Source organism: Pedobacter glucosidilyticus DSM 23534 (genome assembly GCF_000425145.1).
In the GTDB taxonomy this organism is placed as follows: Bacteria; Bacteroidota; Bacteroidia; order Sphingobacteriales; family Sphingobacteriaceae; genus Pseudopedobacter; species Pseudopedobacter glucosidilyticus.
In genome coordinates this window covers 60,659-83,368 of the sequence record NZ_AULF01000009.1, presented here as the reverse complement: position 1 = coordinate 83,368, position 22,710 = coordinate 60,659, and the positions used below count along the sequence as shown (strand labels likewise).

The following is a 22,710-nucleotide window of genomic DNA, read 5'->3' as shown; positions in this document are numbered from 1 at the left end:
TATTTTAATTTATTATTTACGTTGAAACTCTGGAGAACCAATAATTACCCCAACTACTTGTGCCAACATGTTACTCCCTGCATTTGCCTGCATGGTTTGTTTAGGCGGAGTAGATGATTTTTGCTGATTTTTTTCTTTCATATTTTGCATTCCCATCATATCATCTCCTAAGGCGGCATCCTCATTCATCATATTTTCTGTTTTCACCTGATTTTTATTGGCTGCCGCTTCTACCTTTTTACTCAACTCAGAATCATTAACCATAGGTTTTAGCCTTTTAACCGTTTCATGCACATTACGCTCTGGCATCATAATTTTGCTGTAGGTATATAAAGCTGCCTCTGCACTCTCTGGTTCTCTGTTTTGATTTAAAGCTTGTATATTAAACCTTACCCCCGGTATTTTTTGCGATGCAATAGCTAATCCAAAATTCATTCTGTTTAATAAGGAGCCTGTATTTATCCAATAAGCCGCCCTATCTGGGAAACCTGTTGGTGCCTGATAGTAATAAATTTTCTGACCCATTTTATTAATCCAAGTAAATAACTGATAAGGCTGGGTAATCTCGGCATCTAAACTTCTAACAGCACTGATAGCCAATTCAAAAGGAGATTTGGTTTTTTCTCTTAAAGCCTCTTTATTCCAAAACTCTGGAGCTGTAACCATCGTGATGATCACCTCTCTGATATTCCCTTTTTTCTCACGGAAGGTACTAGCCATTTTATCTATTAAGCTTTGTGGAGGATTATCGCTTACAAAACGTATAGCCAATTTACGTGAGATAAACTTAGCTGTTGATGGATGATCGGCCAGCATATTCAATAAAGTAACACCTTCTTCATAGCCTCCACCGGCAGGAAAGTATTTATCTAGCACTGTTTTTTCTCCTTTATCATGACGGTTAGGTACAAACATAAAATCACCATCTATAACAAAGCCAGATTTAAGGAGCTTATCTTTGGGTGTATTCTCCATGGTTTTTTTCATCCCATCAGCATAACCATCATTCATAGGGGCTATTGTCCAACCGGTTAATACACGGGCAGCCTGGGTTACATCTTGCTGACTGTAGCCACCATCAACACCTAAAGTATGCAACTCCATTACCTCTCTGGCATAGTTTTCATTTAAGCCTCGGTTGTTATTAGCTGGTCTTTTAACTTTTGCATTTTTAGGCATCTCCATAGGGCCAGCACTAGAAAAATTATCTAAATACCTTAACATGGCCGGAGATTTTGCGGTTGCTTGTAATAAAATATTAAAATCCTGAAATACATTTGGCCTAATCACATCTCGCTCATAAGCTGGTATAAACTCGGCACATTGCCCTTTATCTAAGGAAACATTGAAATGGTTAAACCAAAACTCTGTTAAAACTTCCTGAGCCTGGTTTTCTGAATAAGCCGCTCTTAATATCTTTTGACTGATAAATTGTCTGTAAAGCTCTTGCTGTGGTTTTAAATCTTTATCATCCATATATTTTTTGATGATTTGACGATAATCTGCCCGGTTTTGATTAACTGAGTCTTTATGAACATATCCATCTTTGATAGCCATTCTGATAACTACTCCACCTCTTGGGTATTTTTCTACTACTTGTGCGTTGGAGAGTTGAAGTGCATCATACTTATCTAGCATTTGCTTCAACTCTTTATCTTCTAAATTTGCTTTTAGTTGAGTAGCAAACCATTTCTCTAAGCCCATTTTCAGCACAGCATCTATTTCACCTGGTTTGATACCATAGGTAAATCTATTTAAAAGGTGCGCTGCTGCTTCACGCTCGGTTAAACCTGCTTGCTTGTAAGGAAAAGAAAACTTTGCCTTTACCGGCTTTTCTTTAGTAAAGGAAGCCAGTACCAATAAACCGGTAATGATGAGTGCAGTTATACTGAAATAACGAAAAGTGATTTTCATAACTCTTGAGATTTTTATGATAACAATATATTTAAGACATGATAAAATAGGATTGGTTTAACCCATGATAAAAGAGGTAATTTTATACCAGCAAAAACTTGGCATAAAAAAAAGCGTCCTCAAATTAGAAAACGCTATTATAAATGTTTAAAAAGATGTTTTTTTATTCGCCCAGTATGGGTTGATTTACAGAATAGTACTTTAGTTCTATAATATCATTTGGGAGGGCTTTTGTGTTCCAATGTTTATGAATAGCCACCGCAGCACCTAAAGCCGTTGCTTGAGCCATGGAGGCGGCATAAACCTCTATCTGAGGGAATGCTCTTGCCAATAAATTCATATATATGGTATTTTTTGAAAAACCACCATCTACAAATATTTTCCTTATGGCAGAACCTTTTATAATTAAAGCTGTGGATTGCGATTGTAAATCAATAATATCTGCCACTAATTGATGATAAGCTTCTTTTTCATTTGCAAAACTGCTTAAATCTCTACCTCCAAATGTAGATTGCTTTGGTAAAATTACTGATGCTTGATCTTCATTTTTAAAGCGTTCTTTTAATTGAGCTGCCAATTGTGCATCAAAAGGCATGGTTCTAAAAATAAGCGCATCAACCTTAAAATGTGCTGCTATTCTTTTGCTTTGTTGTTCTAACTCGAAGCCTGCAAATAATCTTGAAGCTTTTACTGGTTTCCCATGATAAGCTATGTAAGCTAAGCAATCGTTCTCTAACTCTTGCGAGGTTAAAGGGCTTTCGTTAAACGGATTAAGACTAATACACCAAGTACCAGTAGAAAGCAATACAAAAGGCTCTTTAAAATTTACCAAATAAGGAATCAAAGCTGCCGAGCTATCATGCAAGCCTACACCTGTTTTATAAGTTTTGCCCATAAAAGAGGCTTCAATAACATCATCAGCAGGAAAAATCTTTGGAAGCTTTTCTACCAATTGTTCATCGTAAACCCATTGGTGATAATCTTTTTTATTGAAATCCCACAGTTGGGTATGGCATCCAATACTGGTCATATCGGTAAAATATTTACCAGTGATTAAATTGCTCATGTATTGCGGAAGATGCAAAACGTATTTTATCTGCTTAAAAATATCAGGTTTTTGATGCTTGATACGGTACAATTGCATACCAGAGTTTAAACTACCCGAAGCTGGCGATGCTGTTTCTTGTGCTATTTTTTGTGGGCTGCCATGTGTTTGGTAAAATAACTCTTCTAATTCTTTTGGATAAGGTTTTAGATAATTGTAAAGTGGCGTTAAGGGTTTTCCTTCCTCATCAAGGTATACAAAACTTGCCCCGTAAGTAGAAAAATTAATGGCTTTGATGTCGTATTTATTGGCTTTTAAAACTTCATTTAAAGAATCAAAAACTGATAATCTAAGGCTGTCCAAATTCTCGCAGCTGTCTCCATCTTCGTCTTTGGTTTCTAAAAAACGAGCCGATTTTTCATAAACAATATGGTATTGCTCATCAAAAAGGAAAAGCTTTTTATTGGTTTTACCTACATCAAAAACAGCGATAACGGGAATAAGCATTTTTTAAGTTGAAAGTATTAAGTTAAAGGTTGAAAGTATTAAGTTGAAAGTGAAAAGTTTAGAGTTTAAAATCTTCAATATAAATCGTCATTTAAACTCTAAATTCTTCAGAAATCAATCTAAAATTGTAATTCTAAAATCTAAAATATTAAAGTCCGGTTGCTACCGTTACAGCTCCTCTTTCTTTTATAAGTTCTTGTCTTACGGCTAATTTTCTGTAAGCTGCTACCGGATCTAAAGCTGCACCAGAACGTAAACGAGCTTCTGCTACAATTGCTCTAACATCGGTACGGAAAACATTTTGTAATATTTCCTGACATTTAACCGTATCGTTTTCTTCTTGAGCTTTTTGTAAAGCTGTTCTATCAACCAATAAAGCTTGTGTATAGGCAATCATGATAGCTTCAACAGATTGTAATAAATCTTCTAACGGATCTTTTACGTTGTGCGATGCATCAATCATCCAACCTAAATCTTTGGCGTGGTTCATATTTTTTGCATCCATACCTTCTACCAATTCGTTAAATATTAAGAATAACTGATATGGTTTTAAGCTTCCTGCGGTTAAATCGTCATCGCCATATTTAGAATCGTTAAAATGGAAACCGCCTAGTTTACCTTCCATCAATAATAAAGAAACTATTTGCTCTATATTGGCATTTGGTAAATGATGACCTAAATCTACCAAAGTATAAGCTTGAGGGCCTAGTTTATTGGCAAATAATAAAGACTGTCCCCAATCGCCAACGGTCATCGAATAGAAATTTGGTTCGAAAGCTTTATACTCTACAAACATTTTCCAGTCTTTTGGTAAGGCAGCATATATTTCCTGCAAGCTTTCTAAAGTATTTTGGAAAGCTTTTCTGAAGTTTAATTGCCCAGGAAAGCAAGAACCATCTGCTAGCCAAACGGTTAAAGAATCTGAACCTAATGCTAAACCTTGTTGAATAACTTCGATATTATGTGCTATAGCTTGTTGTCTTACCGCTTTGTTTACATGCTGTAATGAACCAAATTTATAGCTCAACTCTTGTCCTTTTTGATCTTGAAAGGTATTAGAGTTCATAGCATCAAAACGTAAACCATGACTTGCCGTAAGATTTTTTATAGCGTCATAATCTTGAGGGATATCCCAAGGAATATGTAAAGATATAGCACCACTAGATTGGTTTAATGTATGCAACAAGCCAATATCAGCAATTTTTTCTTCTAGGTTACGAGGCTCGCCACCACCAGAAAATCTGCCGAAACGCGTACCACCTGTACCTAAAGCCCAACTAGGGATAGCTATTTGGAAATCAATTAATTTTTGGATAACAGCCTCTACTTGAGGAATTTCTGATTTAATGAAATCAAACCTTTTTTGATGTGACGCTTGATGATCGCTATTATGTTGGTCTATATGACTTTTTTCTATCAACATGGTTGTAATTGGTTTTTTATTAATATAATCAAAAATAACCGATTAAGAAACCGTAGCAATTGTTCTTAATCGGTATTTTCATTGCTGCTTTTTATCTTACAAATGCCATGGCAACACCACCATCAACATTTAGCACATTACCGGTTGATTTATTTAATAAACCACCAGCAAATGCGAAACAAGCATTAGCAATATCTTCTGGTAAAATAATCTCGTTCAATAAAGTACGTTTTGCATAGTAAGCAGGCAGTTCTTCTACTTTAACGCCATAAGCTTTTGCTCTGCCTTCTGCCCAGCCACCAGCCCAGATATTACTATCAGAGATTACAGCATCAGGGTTAACCACGTTTACACGGATTTTATCAGCACCTAATTCTGCAGCATTTAATCTGCTTAAATGTAATTGCGCTGCTTTTGCAGAACCATAACCAGCATTATTTGGACCAGAAACTAAAGCGTTTTTGCTCACAATATTGATGATATCGCCACCAATATTTTGCTTACGCATGATTGCTACACCTGCTTGGGTAATTTTAAATTGGCCTTTTACCAATACATCGTAAAGTAAATCCCAATCTTTATCGGTATGGTCTTCTATAGATTTTGAGATAGATAAACCAGCATTATTTACAATTAAATCTACCCCGCCAAAAGCCAAAGCAGCTACTTCTAAAGCTTCTTGTATTTGGCTATCATTGGTAACATCTAAAACTGCTGTGGTATAAGCATCTTTACCATAAAGCTTTTTAAACTCTTCGCCAGCACCAGCTAAACGCTCTGCATTCATATCGTTTAAAATAACTACAGCGCCTTCTTCTACAAATTTCTTTGCAATAGCTTTACCTATACCACCGGCACTACCTGTAATTAAAGCAATACGCCCGGATAAAGCCTTTGGCTTAGGCATACGTTGTAATTTAGCTTCTTCTAGCAACCAGTACTCAATATCAAAAGCCTCTTGTCTTGGTAATGAGGTATATTCTGAAATAGCTTCAGCACCTTTCATCACATTAATAGCATTGATATAAAATTCTGCCGCTACACGGGTAGTTTGTTTATCTTTTGAGAAAGAGAATAAACCTACACCTGGGTATAAAATAATTACCGGATTAGCATCTCTTATAGCCGGGCTATTATCATGCTTGCAGGTCTCGTAATAATTGGTATACATTTTACGGTAAGCCTCAAATGCTGGTGCTAATTGCTCTTTTATAGCTTTTACGTCTGATAAATCTTGCTCTGGCTTTAAGTCTAATACTAAAGGACTAATTTTAGTTCTTAGGAAGTGGTCTGGACAACTGGTTCCTAGTGGTGCTAACCTATCTAAATCATGAGAATTGATAAACTCGAGTACTCTAGCATCATCAGTAAAATGCCCAATCATGCTTCTTTCGCTTGAGCAAAAACCACGTAAAATAGGTGCTAAAGCAGCAGCTTGTTTCTTACGTTGGTCTTCTGGAAGACTTTGTATTTTTTGTCCACCAAAAACAGGTCCTTTTTTACCATAATTTTGCTCTAGGTATTCCGCACATTTCTCTATCACCTCTAAGGTATTGATGTAGCTTTCGTAAGCTGTATCTCCCCAAGTAAATAAACCATGCGAGCCCAGCATAATACCTTTAATACTAGGGTTTTCATCTAAACATTGCTTTAACTGTAAGCCTAGCTCGAAACCTGGTTTTTTCCACTCAACCCAACCAATTTCTCCGTTGAATAATTCTTGAGTAATTTTTTTACCATCTTTTGCTGCTGCTATAGCGATAGCTGCATCAGGATGTAAATGGTCTATATGTTTAAATGGTAAAAAACCATGTAAAGGTGTATCAATAGATGGTGCTTTAGAAGCTAAATCGTAAATACAGTGGTTAAAAAGTTCAACCATCTCGTCTTCATAGGCTACCCCACGGTATATATTTTTTAAATTGCGCAAGCGGTCTACGTATAGCGCTGCCAAGCCACTTTTCTTGAGGGTACCTATATCGCCACCAGAGCCTTTGATCCACATGATTTCTGTATCTGCACCTGTTAAAGGATCTTTTGCTATGACTTTGCAAGATGTGTTTCCACCACCATAGTTGGTTAATCTTAAATCTGCACCTAATAAATTTGAACGATAAATTAATAAAGCTACTTCATCACCGGCAAGTTTTGCTGCTTCTGCCTCATCCCATAAATAGCTTACATGTTTAAATTGCTTTGTATCAAAAGACATCTTATTTTGGTTTTTATTGTTTATGATTTGATTGAGTTTCCGTAGCCTACAATTAAAATAGAAAGGATAATAAAGAGAATACCTACTATTACTGTAGTGAAGGTTTTACTTTTTACACCTTTCCATTCTTTAAGTATTAAACCCCAAAGGTTGGCTATAAGAATGATAAATGCCATGTGTAATATCCACGAACTTGGGCCATTTCCTAATTTACTTTCGCCCATACCGTAGAAGAAAAATTGCAGAAACCATGTTGTGCCCGCTAAGGCAGAAAAGATATAGTTTTTTAAAAGTGGTGTGCTTGTGTTGGTATAATCTCCGAAAGTTTTGTTACGGATATTTAGCAGCATGCACCAAATAAAATTGGTAGTTAAACCACCTAAGAGAATAACAACATAAGTTACATTGTTTTGAAACAAGAACTCGCCTTGGTTGGGGTTATTAGCTTTCCATACCTCGTTCGCGGTAGAGGCCATATCTTTACCTGCATCAATACCGAAAGCAAAACATGCACTCAAAACACCAGAAACTATGGCTACAAAAAGTCCTAAACCTATTTTAAACTCATTGTTAGCAGTGTCCTTTTCTGTGGCGTTTAAATCTTTTTCCTTCATCATACCTGCTTTTCCGCAGATGATAATTCCGATGATACATACCAGAATACCTAATAGCACCATTTGACCCCAAGTGTTGTTTATTAAATCTGTAAAAGAATCTTTACCCGGACTAGGGTATAAATCATAATAAAAAGAAGGAATTAAAGCTCCAAAAACAGAGCATAAACCTAAAATGATTGAACTCCCTAAAGAAACACCTAAATACCTTACTCCTAAACCATAGGTTAGGCCACCTATTCCCCATAAAACACCAAAAAAGTAAGTTAAGCCCAAAATGTCACCATCAGTAGCGGCAATAATTGCAGTAAAATCTGGTATGGTTAAATAAGCTGCTAGAGGAGGTACAATTAGCCAAGAAAATATCCCGCCTACTATCCAATAACTTTCCCAAGACCAACCTTTAACTTTTTTGTAAGGAATGTAGAAACTACCCGAAGCAAAGCCCCCGATAAAATGAAAAATAACGCCTAGTAATGCTTGCATGTAAATTCGTTTAACTTATTGGTAGCGCTAAAATATGCACCAAGCTTAGTTAAACTGTCATGCACCATCATGTGCTCTTTATAAAGAGGCTCTTAAAGTAAGTGCAAATGGAATTTCGCGATGTGCCGAAATTTGATTCTTTATCATCTCTGCTGCGATGGTTCCCATGAGTTTAAAATCAGTTGAAATGGTGGTAATTCCGTTTAGCAATAATTTTTTTAATGGTGTCTCATTATAGGAGATGATGCCAACCTCTTTACCCAATTCAAAATTTAAAGAAAGTATTTTTTCTATCAAAGTAACCAAATCATGCTCCATCAAATTGATATAAACTTCACCTTTTGCTATAGGTTCTGATTCTATATCATGAATGATTTGGTGGTTAAAGGCATATTGCTGACAAAAAAGTTTAAAACCATCTATGATTTCTGTTGGATAATAACTTTTATCGGGAAAAATAAGCTTTAATGTGTGGTATTTAGAGAGTTCTTTTTTAGCTTGATGGAGAGATTGGTAAATATCCTGCCTGAAATTCTCATATACTGCCGAATAATTACCTACTATACCCTCTAATTTTTTGTCTAATAGGATAAGTTTTTCTGCTGGTATGGTATTGATAATTTGATAAGCATCATCACCTCCTTCTACAAAATGTGGGATGATGACATAATGAGAATAATCGCTTCTTTTACTTAGAATAAGCTTTTTAAAGATGGTATAATCGTTATTATAAATGTAAAAATCAATACTTGCCTCTTCACCCAATGCGGCTACAAAAGCATCGTAAATAATTTTTTTATGTGCTGATAGCTTATTGAAGAGCAAGAACACCCTGATTTTCTTTTTAAAATCTGTTTGTCCTATGTAATAGCCTTTACCAGGTACTGATACTAGGATGTTTTGCTTTTTAAGATGCTTATATCCTTTTTCTGCTGTATCTCTGGAAATATCTAAAGCATAACTTAACTCATTTATAGATGGTAAAACATCCCCTTTTTTAAGCTTTCCGTTTTCTATGGCTTCTACAATAGAGTCGCACAGCTGCAAGTATTTTGGGGTAGCAGAATATTCATCTATTTGGATGAGCTTAAAAAAATTATCGGTACGCATTAATCAGCAAAATAAGTGAGTGTTTATACAAATGTAACAGAACTAAATAAATAGTTCTGAATACAAGGGTATAAGATTATTTTAAATTTCGCAATTAAGGCTTTTTCAACTTATCTATTAACCAATTGGTGGCTTGTTCTTTTTGCTCGGGCAGTTGTCTATGTCCAGACTCTTTGTAAATAGCTAATTCTTTTGGCGCACTAATGCTGTTATAAGCTGCATACATAGATGTTGGCGGACAGGTTTCATCATTAAATCCCCAGCTGTAAAAGCCTGGAACCTTTAACTGTTTAGCAAAATTTACTACATCATAATACTGGCAAGTTTCTAGCTTGGCTTTGGTATTATTTAGGTTTACAGATGTTGCATTGAAGTAGTGTGGCCAGCCACCTGCCCTATTAAATAAATAACCTGTAACATCGCTTAAAGCTGGGTAAAATGCCACCAAATATTTAATTCTTTTATCTAATGCTGCCGTTACAATAGATAATGCCCCACCTTGGCTGCCACCTTGTACAGCTAAGTTAGTACCATCATAAGCTGGATGATTGGCTAAATAATCTAAGGCTCTGATACATCCTAAATAAACTCTTTTATAATAAAAGCTGTTTTTGTTGTCTAAATTAAAGCTAGGATAACCTGCTAATGCACCAGCTCTTAAATCATCATAAACACCTGCATTTAAGTTAACCGGGATACCATGTATACCTATTTCTAAGGTTATAAAACCTTTTTCTGCCAGGGCAATATCGCCATTATATGGTCTTACACCAGCACCCGGTACTTTTAACACGGCCGGATATTTTCCTTCTTTTTTTGGCACACACAAAATACCATAAATTCTGGAAGTGCCTATGTTTTGGATATTGAGCTGGTAAACATCAACTGTGGCTGTAGAACGTTCTTTTAGCAATTCTAATTTTGCATCAAAAGGCACTTTATCTAACTCCTTTATCGCATTTGCCCAAAAAGTATTAAAATCATCAGGCAAAGTAATGGTAGGTTTTATGCTTTCAGGAGCAAAAGCTGCTGTAGCCAAACTTTTAACTATTTTATCTCCAGATTGTGCCGTAACGGTTATTCTTAAAAAACCTGGTGCTGTTAAAGAATTGGCATTTACAAAAGCTTCTCCTTTGGTTAAAATTAGCGAGTCCTTTTTAATAGCTGGCATTTTTTCTGGACCAAGCTCGTACTTTACTTTTATGTTTTTAACTTGCTTACCGTCTTGAAGGGCTGTAATTTTAAATTTAGGTTGCTCGCCCAATTGGTAAATCCAGTTAGGTTTATCGGCGGTAACTACTAAAGTAAAGCTGGATGTGGTATTGGTTTGTGCCTGTACGGTTAAAACAAGTAAAAAACTTAATATGATAAACGTTAGGTTTTTAAATTTAAGAATAGAATTCCTCATGTTGCGGTTTGGTATATGGTTAGCTAATATTTGCTAAGTTAATATTGTTAGGTAAATCATAAAAATCATTTTATCATTTATAAGTTTTTTAAAAGTCTTATAAAAAAGATTTTTGTTGGCGTAGCTTCCTGATTTACAAATTTCACTTTTAAAGATTTAGCGTCAACGCTTGAAAGTATATCATCAGGAATGGGGTATTCTTCATCAAAAAACTTTTCTCCTTTATCTCCATTTAAAACAACTTGTTGCAAAAGCTTATCGTTTATAAAAATTTGAAGTCCGTTTACCTTATCGGCTCCGTAATACGTAATACGGAGTTTTCTGGCCTGCTTGTTCTCGTTTTTAAGCTCATAGGAGAGCCAAGATTTTATGGCTCTAAACCGCCTATCTCTAAATAATCCATTTTCTGTTTGATCGCCTTCAAAAGCGTGGTCTACTTCCGACTGTTGTTCGCCAGGTGCCACAAAATCTATCGTGGCAGTTTCTAATGGTAAAACTCTTTGCTCATCTGCCAGCCATTTCTTACGATTTTCTTCTACATTTTCGAGATTACTTACCGGCCAATACAGCATGTAACGAGCATCATGCAGCTTAAAAAAAGGAATCAATTTTAGGTCTTTGTACTTAGCCTGATAAATGTATGAGGAAGCACTAAAAATAAGTTTTTCTTTATCGATAACTTCTAATTGGGGTTTAAAATCTGTAGCTGTTGTGATGAGAACCGGAGCATCTGCAACAGAATAGATTGGTCCGTTAGCAATATGCCCTTTTCTGGAATCGTCGGCAACTAAACCTACCAAATCTTGAGAAGAGGTAGCTGCAGCAAGTACTACTGGACCATGTTTAAAAGCTACCCAAGAAGATTGATCGGGTAATTTCTCTGCTTGAGTTGCCATGGGCAGGGTAAGCTTTACTTGATCATTATTTTTCCAGTTTCTTTGGATAGCATAATATCCATTTGCCTGTAGTTGGGCTTTTACAGTCTTTTGGTTAACTAAAATATTCATCTGAGCATTTTTTAACCACTCTGGTTTTCTGATGTATAAGGTAAATGAGGATGGTTTTGCCAATTTAAGCGTTAATGCTGTAGATTCCTGAAAAGGAAATTTTGTTTCCTGTTTTAAAATCAGGCCTTTTTCTTTCCAGTTTAGGGTGGATGCTATGAATAGGTTTACAAAGATGTCATTTTTCTGATAAGCATAAATCAACTCGCCGTATTTAGCATGGTTTTCTATACCTGTACCCACGCAGCACCAGAAAGCCAACTCTGGTTTAGAGTAAACTCTGTAATGTTGCGCCCGCATAGGGGTTAAATAAACCAAGCCTCCGTGTTGCGGGTGTTGCGAAGCTAGTATATGGTTATAGGTGGTTTTCTCATAAAAATCCATATAAGCTGCTTGTGGATGATTTTGAAACAGCTGCTTACTTAATTTCAACATGTTATAACTGTTGCAAGTTTCTGGACCATCTTTATGATGAATAAGTTCAGAAAAATCATCGGTTTTGTTAAAATGTTCTCTTACGCTATTGCCTCCTATGGCTACGCTTCTATGATAAACTACGTTTTCCCAAAAAAACTTAGCTGCATTTTTCCAGCTTTGGTTACTTGTAAGTTCTGCTATACGCATAAAACCAATTACTTTTGGAATTTGCGTATTGGCATGAAGACCGGTGAGGGCATCTTTTTGTTGTATTAAGGGTTGTAGAATAAATTGATGCGAAAAGCGCTTGGCTGCCGCTAAATATTTATCATCACCAGTGATGGCTGCTACATCTGCTAAAACCTCGTTCATACCGCCATGCTCGCAACGCAACATATTTTGCATCTGCTCATCACTTAAATTGGCAATAGTATTTAAACACCAATCGCTCAGTTTCACGAGTATTTGTTTTGCTTTCTGGTTATTGCTGATTAAATAAGCATCAATTAAGCCGGCATAAAGCTTGTGTAAATTGTACCATGGCACCCATTTTTTATTTAATGAAAAGTTTGATACTTCTATTTTTCCATTTGCTACATCAGCCCAAATGGCTAAACCATCAGGCACCCCGCCAAGGTATCCATCAGGATTTTTTTGTTGGCATATAGCTAGCTCATCTATCATATAGTTTAGCCGCTTTATCAACTCTGGCTCTTTGGTTGAGGCATACATCATGGCAAGTGATGAAAGATAATGACCAGCAGTTTGCCCTCCGAGTCCGCTGGTTTCCCAATTGCCATACATGGGTGCTTTGGGCGTAAGCTGGGCTTCTTTTAAAAATGGAGCTAAAAGTCTATCTGGCTCTAAAGCCAATATATACTTTAAATTATTTTGTTGTGCTTTAAGAAAGAGTTCGTCTTCTAATTTTACAGCAGCAAGAGGAAATAGCTGGGCCTTTAGCTGCTCTTGTGCGCAAAGTTGAGCCGTTTGAAAGCATAAGAAGCTGAGGAGAATTTTTTTAATCATAATGGGAAGGAGCTATTCATCGTAAAAAACATCATTATTGTTGTACTGCCTATTTATCTTCACCCAAATAATCAAACCATGCAAAATCTGCATAATTCTTGGTTTTTAAACCATTACTACTGGCATACATAGCTAGGTAAACTCCTGTAAAGCCTCCTGCCATTGTTCTGTTAAGCATGGTGCCTTCCACATCATCTAGTAATAAGTTCCATTCGTTTTCTTTTGTAGCGTAGTGAAAGGTATAGGCCTGACCTTTGGCAGATACTTTTAAAAATAATTGTTTGGCATCAACAGCTTTTTCTGCTAGTATTTCTACCTCTCCTGCTTTTACCTTGGTTAAGCGCAACACCTTTTTTCCATTCTGTAAGAGATACTCCAACTTAAAATGATGGGTTGGGTTTTGATAAACCAACAACCCTGCTGTTTCTTTATTTTTTGGATTAAACTCCATGAATGTACTTGCCGAGAAATTGATATGCTGTTGCCTGCGTCCAATAAAAGCTGGGTTAGCTTTTTCTGTAATGGTTTCTGGTTTCAGATATAGCCTTAAAGTTCCTTCTTTTTGGGTTAGCGAATATAAATTTGCTGATGGTGTTCTGATGAAATTCCATTGATAGGCTAATTTATCACTATCAAAATCATCTCTTCTATCAGGCTTGGCTACCTTAAACGCTGGCAAATTAGGAAAAGGAAACTGGGGGAGTACTTTGCCTTCGCCGGGTGCTACAACTGGCCATCCATCTTCCCAAATTAAGGGTGCTATAAAAGTTTCGCGAGCTAAATTAGCCAGACCTTTTCCACCGTAGGGTCTGGTTCCGAGCAAAACGGTATACCACTCGCCATTTTGTGTTTCTACAAAATCTGCATGCCCAATATTTTGTATAGGGTAATGATTGCCTAAATGTCTGCTGGTGATGATGGGATTTTTAGCTCCAATTTCATAAGGTCCCTGAATGCTTTTACTTCTAAAAACAGTAACAGCATGGTTAAAATCTGTACCTCCTTCTGCTATGATGAGGTAATAATAACCGTTTACCTTATAAATATGTGGGGCTTCTATATTACGGGCTTCTCTGGTTGCTCCTTCATCCAATAAAAGGGTTACCGGACCTTTAAGTTTCATGGTTTTGGTATCAAACTCTTGCAACCAAATTTCTCTTTGTTTAAAATATCTTTCTTTATTTGGGATTTTATTACCTGTGTACCAAGCTTTTCCATCGTCATCAAAAAACAAAGAAGGGTCTATACCTGGGGCTTCTTCCAGCCAATAGGGATTGCTCCATGGGCCAGCGGGATTTGTTGCTGTTATCACAAAATTTCTTTTTACAGGATCGCCACCGGCTCTGGTACATAAAATATAGTATAGCCCCTGATGGTATCTGATGGTAGGTGCAAAAATCCCTCCTGATGGGTTTACGCTATCTAATCTTATTTGATCTGGCCTATCTAAAGCATGGCCTATTTGCTGCCAATTTGCTAAATCTTTACTATGGAAGATGGGTAAACCGGGAAAATACTCGTTAGTTGAACAAACCAGATAATAATCATCATTTACACGGCAAATGCTTGGATCTGGATAATATCCTTTTAAAACCGGGTTTTGTAATACGGGCTTGTCTTGTGCAAATGTACTGCTAACACTTAATAAAAATAATATACAAAATTTTCTAAGTCTTGAAAATATGAAATACTGACTCATGGAGGCTTAAATTGGTTTTAATGATAGAGCTTGTTTTTAAGCTTTACGCACATAAAGATGCTAAAATTGTTATCCATATAAAATGAAGTTCCAAATGTGTTTGAGCTAAAAGAACAAAATAAAACCTTATGCAACTTGTTTAGAACAAAATAGAACCTATTAGCTTCTGTTGGCTCTACTGCTCTTGCTGCTGAAATAAGTGAAAAATGGCGAAAAGTCTGGTTTTTGGTGTTTTCTTCCTTCGGTGATCCTTCGGATTGATATGTGTGATCTATGTGTGATGTATGTGTTGGGTGGTTGGGTGGTTAGTTTGTTAGGTGATTAGGTGGTTGGTTGGTTAGTTTGTTAGGTGGTTGGGTGGTTGGGTGGTTAGGGGGTTGGGTGGTTAGGTGGAACGTCCAATTTTAAAATTACGTTTCGAAATTTGTTTATTTTTTTCACTATTGTTTCCAAATTCTTTACAAAAAATGTCGCTGAATTTATCTTTAAGTCCGAAATGTTTTAATGTTTTTATTACTCTGTCTTTTCAACAATTTGTGACTATGTTGTGCAGGATGTATTATAGATGTTCCATACAACTTAAAATATAAGATAATTATAGAAATAATTTTATTAAAAAAAGAAATCTAGTTAATTGGCATTTATTAGTACTAAATATGAAAAAGACACGAGGCATACTTTGCCTCCTAAACCTTCTCTATAGGGTAGACACCTTGCCAATTGGTTGTGCAGAAAAATCTTAAAATCATAAGAATGCTATCTTCCACGCTTTCCATGTATTTGACTAGTGTCTCCCCCATTTGAAAAGGATTACTCCGTTAGTTTGCAACTTTACATTAATGATTTGATTTAAGTTTAGATTTAATAAAATGATTTTTGCGTAACTACATAACCATTAGGGCGCTCTACAGTTACAATACCTTCTCCGTTAAATAAATCATCTATTTCTAAATCTAAACGTTCCCCGGGTTTAATTTCTGGCAATTGGTATGCTCTATAAAGCTTATAATTACTTGTTTTATCAGAAACATATAATTTATACCCTTTAACTATATGCTGGGGAAGCCCTATGCTACCAAAAATGGTGAGCCATAGCTTTCCTCTTTTTTTATACATGTACTGCACTTCTAACGGAGAAGACATTTCGCGTAGTACTTCCATTGACTGTTTAGGATTTCCGTACATATCGTAAACTCCGTGGATTCTTCTCCTAAATTTATTTTTATCCATGGTACCAGGATAATGAGTACGGTAATCTGTTAAATCAAAATATATTGCCCCTTCTACATAGGGTTTAGACTCATATACTGCCATGTGGTAAATGAGGTCTTCTATACGTCTTTTATCGCCTCCTTTAAAATTAGGCTCACATAGGCCAAATTCTGATATAAAGAATGGCTTATCTGGATAAGAATGATGAATGCTATCAAGATAGTTAGAAAGTTTGGCTTGAGGGATGTTCCACCAGCTTGCAGCGTATTCATTCATCATTAAATAATCGCCAAAGCTACCAGCATCAGGAACAAAATTAGAATTTGTATTAAAGCCATTTTTTAAAGTATTACTTACATAACTTGTCATTCTGTTAGGATCTAAACTTCTTGTCGTAGCCAATAGTCCGCTAATCATTTTTTTCATTTCCAGATCTCTCCCACGTAGCTCGTTACCTACTCCCCATCCAAAAATAGAGGGATGATTATAAAGATTTTTAACCATACGGTTAAGTTGGGTATGCGCTAACGTTTTGATGGTATCATTAACAGGCGTTTCTGGACCCCAAAGTGGTACTTCTGTTTGTAATAAGATTCCATTCCGATCGCAGAAATCATAAAACAAATCATCCTGTGTAAAATGTAAACGGCTAAATATGGCGTTTACATTTTTCATCATACGGGCATGACGTATAATTTCGCTATCTGGTTCTGCAAAACCATAATTAGGGTTAGAACCAGCTGTCCACTCTATCCCCATTAATTTAATGTGCTCTCCGTTTAGGTAGGTTTTGCCATTTTTAAATTGGAAGGTTCTGAAACCTGTATTTATAGCTATTTTATCAACGGCTTTCTTATTATTTATAATGGTAACATCTACTTTGTACAGGTTTGGACGATCAAAATGCCAAAGATTTACTTTATCAAGTTTGATATTAATTTCTGCTTCTTCTTTCTTCCATTGTGCTGTACTTACTTTTTGCCAAATTACTTTTTTTGAAGGCTGGTTTTCTTCGGTGATTTTCACCAAAAAGCTTGTTTTTGTATCAAGAGATTGGTCAAATCCTATTTTTAGTTTTAATTTTACTGATTCATCCTCTAGATGTACAGATGATGATGCATGAAGGTAAGCAGCAGCAGGTTTTCCGCTTACAATCATTTTAACTTTACGGATAATACCACCATCATTGGGCCAATCAAACGAGTTACCGAAAGGAATTTTATTACGCCCATAATCATTATTTACAGCTACTGTTAACGTATTTTTTTGCCCGTAGTTGAGTTTTCCATTAAGATTAACATAAAATTTATTGAAGCCATCTCCTATATTTTCATAGATTTTTTTCCCATTTAAGTAGATATAGGAAGTATGATTTACAGCACCAAATTCTATAGTAACATTTTTATCTTTCCATGATTTGGGTACTTGTATCGTTTTTTGATACCATCCCCAACCATAAAAATTCTGATTTTCTTCTTCTACATTCCATGTATGTGGAATATTTATAGTTTTAGAATTATCTAATTGCTTTTCAAACCATTTTTGTTCCATTCCTTTAGCATTTTTATCCATCAGGAACTGCCAATTTTCATTTAATAGAATAGTATCTCTTTGTGCCCATGTGGGCAATGTCCATAAGAAGAAGCCAATAAGGGCATAAAATGATTTAAGATATTGTTTTGTCATCTTAACAAGTTTAGAAGTTACTTTTAAAATTGATTGGTATAGTAAAGTTTTTTAGAAGTTGCCTTTGGGGCTTTAAAATCATTGGTAGATTTCTTTAAGATTTTTTAAGGATAGATACTGTTTGCATCCATCCTTATTTCTTAGATTCCTTTAATAAGTTTTTTTAATTATTGTTTGTATAATCCTATTTTGGAGAGTGTTGGTGATAAACGAGAAGAAACAATTTTTAAACGGATGAATGAAGTTGTTATTTCTGGAAATTGTATCAAGCGTTTGTATCCTACTGTGGTGCCTTCTATAGCTTTTTTCCATTCTTCTCCATCTTTGTATTCTACAATAAATTTCTCAATACGTTGCCCAATAGCAATATTTTCTTGCAACTCGAATACGTTCATGGTTTGTGGAGTTTTAAAGCTCAAATCTATTACAGCTGTACTATCGTTTCCTTTGGTTGTCCAAAAAGTATTATAGTTATCATCTTTAACTGCTTTTAACTTTTCACCATTACCTTTCAATTTGGCTTTTTTTACCAGGTTATCATCAAAAATCTCATCTCTAAGTCTTTTCCATTCTTGTAAAACTTTTATATCATTTTCATGTATCAACCCACGTTTATCTGGAGGGATATTCAAAAGTAATACACCATTTCTCCCTACTGAACCAAAATAAATATCGAGTAATATTTCTGGTGTTTTGATTTTATCGTTTTCTGTCTCGCGATAAAACCATCCCGGACGAATAGAAACGTCCATTTCTGCTGGATACCAGATTAGGCCAGTTGCACCTTTTAATTTACTTCTACTACCACGATCCTGATCTCTGAAAGACCCTGATAACGTAGGGACTACAGCTACATCCTTTTGAGAGAGTAAAGCAATTTTTTCTTCATCTTTCTCGGCTGTTGGTAAGACACTCCACTCCGTTTCTCTCCCATATCCTGTTTCTGTACCTACCCAGCGCACATCAGGCCCCATGATGGCGATAACTGCTTGAGGTTGTAGTTTGCGTATATGTGTGTACCACCTATTAAAGTCATATACTTGTTTTTTTCCATTTGGACCTTCGCCATTGGCACCATCAAACCAAACCTCATCAATTTGACCATATTTTGTAAGCAATTCTGTTAACTGTTCTAAAAAGAAATCGTTATACTCAGGTGTTCCATATATAGAAGCATTCATATCCCAAGGAGAGAGATAAATACCAAAACCTATATCATATTTCTTGCATGCCTCGGCAACTTCTTTTACAACATCTCCTTTACCATTTTTCCAAGGGCTATTTTTAAGTGAATGTTCTGTAGTAGCTGTTGGCCATAAACAAAAACCATCGTGATGTTTAGCAGTCAGAATTACTTGTTTAATACCTGCCTCTTTTACTGTACGAATCCACTGTTCGGTATCTAAGTTGGTAGGATTAAAAATTTTAGGATTTTCTTTTCCTGTACCCCATTCTTTTCCTGTATAAGTGTTAACACCAAAATGGAAAAAGGCAGTTAGTTCTAGTTGCTGCCAACGTAACTGTCTTGGCGTAGGAGTAACATTAGCTGCCTTACGAATAATATCATACGCGGTATCTTCTGGCTCTATAGTAGCCGTATTTTGGGCATTCACATGATTTAATATCGTTAGTAATGTTGTTAGGGTTGTTAATGTTATTTTTAAGAATTTCATTTAGTTACCATTAAAGTTAAAAGTGATTATTTAAATTCATCGGATTTTTATTACAGTATCAGATTTAAAATTAGTATAGTTTAACATGCTTATCACCAAACAATATATCGCTGATATTTTCACGTTTTAAGTGTTTATTTTTATATAAAACGGAGAATAAAATCCTCCGTTTTATATCAATGATAAAGTTTAGCTTAGCAGAATGATGATTATTCTAATTATTTTCTTGTGTATCAAGGTTATTTTTAACCCGTAGTTTCTGTATTAATTTTGCATAACTACTTTTTGTTGGTATACGGCGTCTTTATAAATTACTGTAAGTATATATATTCCAGGGCTGATGTTTTCTGGAATTATTAAAGATGTTTCTGGATTAGCTTTTCTCCATAATTCTCTTCCTGTTAAATCTGAAAAGACTACTTCTTTAATATCAGTGGATGGTCCACTAATTATTAACTTATCTTTTGCAGGATTAGGGTAAATATTGATGGATACCTTTTTTCCGTGGTAATAATGAACAGACTTAACATCGCTATATTCAAATTTACCATCTTGATCGATTTGTTTTAAGCGATAATAAGCTATACCTGTTACTGGTGATAAATCATCAAATTGATAAGAAATTATTTTTGAGGAGTTACCATTTGCAGAAACTGAGCCAAGGACAGAAAAATCAACACCATTAATACTACGCTCTATTTCAAAAAGTTGGCTGTTTTGTTCTGATGAAGTTTTCCATAATACATTTACCGATGAAAGATTGGCTTTTACCGAAAATGATGAAATATTAACAGGTAAGAATAAATTATCTGGCTCACCTATATTAGCATTTGCTATTGTATTTACGGCTCTTAATAAAGATAATGGATTGGAATAAAGTGTAGCATCATTACCTAAATCCCAAGACATAATACCACCTAATAATTGATCTCTTGTATAAATAGTTTTTGATATAATGGTGTTTTTACCATTAAAAGTGAAAGCTGTGCCATTAACGGTTGCCTCATCTAAAGCAGGATTTAATGAAGGATTAGCAATGAGAATATCATTATAACCCGTAGTAACACTTGGGCTAGGATTTGAACTTGCAGTTCCGTAAAACGGTACTCCCATTAAAAGTTTAGGTTTAGGAAATCCATAATTTGTAACCGTAGTTATATCGGCTAAAAATTGGCTGTAAGGAAACCTATTAGGGTTGGGGCCGTAAGATTGAATAGACACCAAATCTACTGCTGCAATAGCTGATGTACTAATTTGATGATATAATGGGTGAAGAGATACTGAAAAGATGGATGTTGGCGATAGTGCTGCATCCACTGCTATTATGGTACTACTATAATCTGCCCATTGTTGAGAGTTTAACGCCCACTCAAAATCTAAATCTACACCATCGAGACCATAGGTTTGAACAATATTATTAATATTGGTAGCAAAATTTTGTCTAGCTGTAGAATTTGTAATCATGCTAGTCCAATCTCCGTTGGTAACACCTAAACGTAACTTAATACCATCATATCCATTGATTGTGGATTTTAAAGCATTGAGTACTCCCAACCAAGTTCTAGAATCTTTTCCAGGAGTGGCAGCATCATCATACTTCCAATAAGCTGCTACTTTGGTTTTATTGAAACTAGGTGTATTGTTCTCTATATAAGTACCATTTCTAACACTTGTAACTTCACTTTGGCTTAAAGTCAATAAACTTACACTGGTTTCGTCTAGTTTACCTGAAAAATTTGTTCCTAATTCAAAGTCTGACTGAATGAAAGGACCAGAAGTTGGTAACAATCCATTCCCATTCTTATAGGTTAAAGGTTTACTAACTCCGTCTATATAGATGATTATTTGTGAATTTGCTCCTGCACCACCATTATAAGTAACAGCTACATGGTGCCATTGTCCATCTGCAATTCCTGAATTATTCAATTGTACGTAATTATCGCCACCATTGGCTATATGAAGGTATAAGGTAGAAGTAGCTTGAGCACCCAATTGTAAATCTATACTATTACTTGCAGAGGATTGCTTTCTAAAAATATAACTATTTTCTACCCAGTTATCAACATAAACCCAAGTAGCAAAAGAGAATCTGTTAGCTCCGGCAGTAGCGGTATTTAAAAGATTTTTACCACAATTCATATTTGCTCCATTACCTCCAAAACTCATTACTCCGTTTCTACCATTGAAGCTGCTTAAATAATTTGCGTTGGTAAGAACTCCATCATTAATAGGATATTCAAAGAATAAATCACCATTGGCATAAGGGCTACATGTTAAATAAATGAGATCGTTGTTATTTAGAATTTGTTCATTACTAATTTTTGCATTTTCATAAAAATTAGAACGAACATAACCACTTATGACTTTATAAGTAAACTGTGGGTTATTGGTAACAGTGGTAAGGGCTGATGTGGTAGCCGTTATGGTCCCGTTTATTGTTCCTTTACTGTCTTTCACTAATCCACTGGTTAAGTTATCCATTTTCCAATAAGCTAGTAGATTGTTATACAAAGGATGGTATGCATTGATTGTATTTCTATTATCAAGCTGGCTTTGTGTTAATGCTATATTCCATATCCTTACTTCATCTATCTGGCCTTTAAAGAAGTCTCTTCCTAGCCAAAAAGGGTTAGTTGCAACTCCAGTTGAAGTAGGGAAAGTACCATTGTTTACTATACCAGTAGTTTTGGCAATTCCGTCTATATATACCTTAATCCTATCATTAGCAGTAGCCTGCGAGCCATCAAAAACCATGGCTATATGGTGCCATGCTCCATCATCAATATTAGGATTATTTACCTGTAAACTAGTATTTGCCCCATTACCAACATAAAAGTATAATACCTTTGTGGTATTTGGTAGCGTTCCTAATTGTATGCCAATTCTGTTTGTTGCAGTTCCGTTACCTGTTAACATTATACTGCCTGTATTCCAGTTATCAATATAAACCCAAGCTTCAAGAGTAAATTGGGTGACGCTATTTAACGTATTGATATTTGGAAAGGAAACACCTTGCTGTGTAGTAGTTCCGTTACCAGGAAAGTTCATAGCTTTATTAATTACTTGGGCATTAGATACCATGATACCTAAAGCAAAAAAGATGGTGAGTATTTTTTTCATCATATTGAAATTATAAGGGTTAATAATGTGGTAGTGCTATGATTTGTAAAACACTAATGATATGACGGGCTTAGGAGCATTTAGTAGTACTCTTTTTAAAAAAATTAAATAGAATTACCTCGCTATATTTTAATAAAAAGATTTTACTTTTAGG

The 22,710-nt window shown here is 35.4% G+C and carries 12 protein-coding genes; all 12 read right to left on the bottom strand.

What is annotated here, in order from left to right; translation table 11 throughout:
- Positions 1 to 12: 12 nt before the first annotated feature.
- On the bottom strand, positions 13 to 1,914 hold the full coding sequence (locus tag H510_RS0102845; RefSeq protein WP_026902931.1) for a DUF1800 domain-containing protein: 1,902 nt from the start codon (positions 1,912 to 1,914) through the stop codon (positions 13 to 15).
- Positions 1,915 to 2,077: 163 nt separating this feature from the next.
- Positions 2,078 to 3,466, bottom strand: a complete 1,389-nt coding sequence (locus tag H510_RS0102840) for an FGGY-family carbohydrate kinase (RefSeq protein WP_026902930.1) — start codon at positions 3,464 to 3,466, stop codon at positions 2,078 to 2,080.
- A 148-nt stretch (positions 3,467 to 3,614) separates the two neighbouring features.
- Positions 3,615 to 4,889 (bottom strand): sugar isomerase, encoded by a 1,275-nt coding sequence (locus H510_RS0102835; protein WP_026902929.1) that lies wholly within the window; start codon positions 4,887 to 4,889, stop codon positions 3,615 to 3,617.
- A 91-nt stretch (positions 4,890 to 4,980) separates the two neighbouring features.
- Complete coding sequence (locus tag H510_RS0102830; RefSeq protein ID WP_026902928.1) at positions 4,981 to 7,101, bottom strand: bifunctional rhamnulose-1-phosphate aldolase/short-chain dehydrogenase; 2,121 nt, start codon at positions 7,099 to 7,101, stop codon at positions 4,981 to 4,983.
- A gap of 20 nt (positions 7,102 to 7,121) precedes the next feature.
- The gene (gene rhaT / locus H510_RS0102825; RefSeq protein WP_026902927.1) at positions 7,122 to 8,201 is read right to left on the bottom strand and encodes an L-rhamnose/proton symporter RhaT; all 1,080 of its coding nucleotides are present in this window, start codon (positions 8,199 to 8,201) and stop codon (positions 7,122 to 7,124) included.
- Positions 8,202 to 8,279: 78 nt separating this feature from the next.
- Complete coding sequence (locus H510_RS0102820; protein ID WP_026902926.1) at positions 8,280 to 9,311, bottom strand: GntR family transcriptional regulator; 1,032 nt, start codon at positions 9,309 to 9,311, stop codon at positions 8,280 to 8,282.
- A 94-nt stretch (positions 9,312 to 9,405) separates the two neighbouring features.
- The gene (locus H510_RS0102815) at positions 9,406 to 10,719 is read right to left on the bottom strand and encodes an acetylxylan esterase (protein ID WP_026902925.1); all 1,314 of its coding nucleotides are present in this window, start codon (positions 10,717 to 10,719) and stop codon (positions 9,406 to 9,408) included.
- 77 nt (positions 10,720 to 10,796) lie between these two features.
- The gene (locus tag H510_RS0102810; protein ID WP_026902924.1) at positions 10,797 to 13,166 is read right to left on the bottom strand and encodes a glycoside hydrolase family 127 protein; all 2,370 of its coding nucleotides are present in this window, start codon (positions 13,164 to 13,166) and stop codon (positions 10,797 to 10,799) included.
- A gap of 49 nt (positions 13,167 to 13,215) precedes the next feature.
- On the bottom strand, positions 13,216 to 14,865 hold the full coding sequence (locus tag H510_RS18115) for a glycoside hydrolase family 43 protein (RefSeq protein ID WP_081659172.1): 1,650 nt from the start codon (positions 14,863 to 14,865) through the stop codon (positions 13,216 to 13,218).
- Positions 14,866 to 15,726: 861 nt separating this feature from the next.
- Positions 15,727 to 17,763: a glycoside hydrolase family 2 protein gene (locus tag H510_RS0102800; RefSeq protein ID WP_051291023.1), complete on the bottom strand. Its 2,037-nt coding sequence runs from the start codon at positions 17,761 to 17,763 to the stop codon at positions 15,727 to 15,729.
- Between the two features lie 167 nt (positions 17,764 to 17,930).
- Positions 17,931 to 19,436: an alpha-L-fucosidase gene (locus tag H510_RS0102795; RefSeq protein WP_026902922.1), complete on the bottom strand. Its 1,506-nt coding sequence runs from the start codon at positions 19,434 to 19,436 to the stop codon at positions 17,931 to 17,933.
- A gap of 264 nt (positions 19,437 to 19,700) precedes the next feature.
- Positions 19,701 to 22,559: a LamG-like jellyroll fold domain-containing protein gene (locus H510_RS19445; RefSeq protein WP_081659171.1), complete on the bottom strand. Its 2,859-nt coding sequence runs from the start codon at positions 22,557 to 22,559 to the stop codon at positions 19,701 to 19,703.
- Between the last annotated feature and the right edge of the window lie 151 nt (positions 22,560 to 22,710).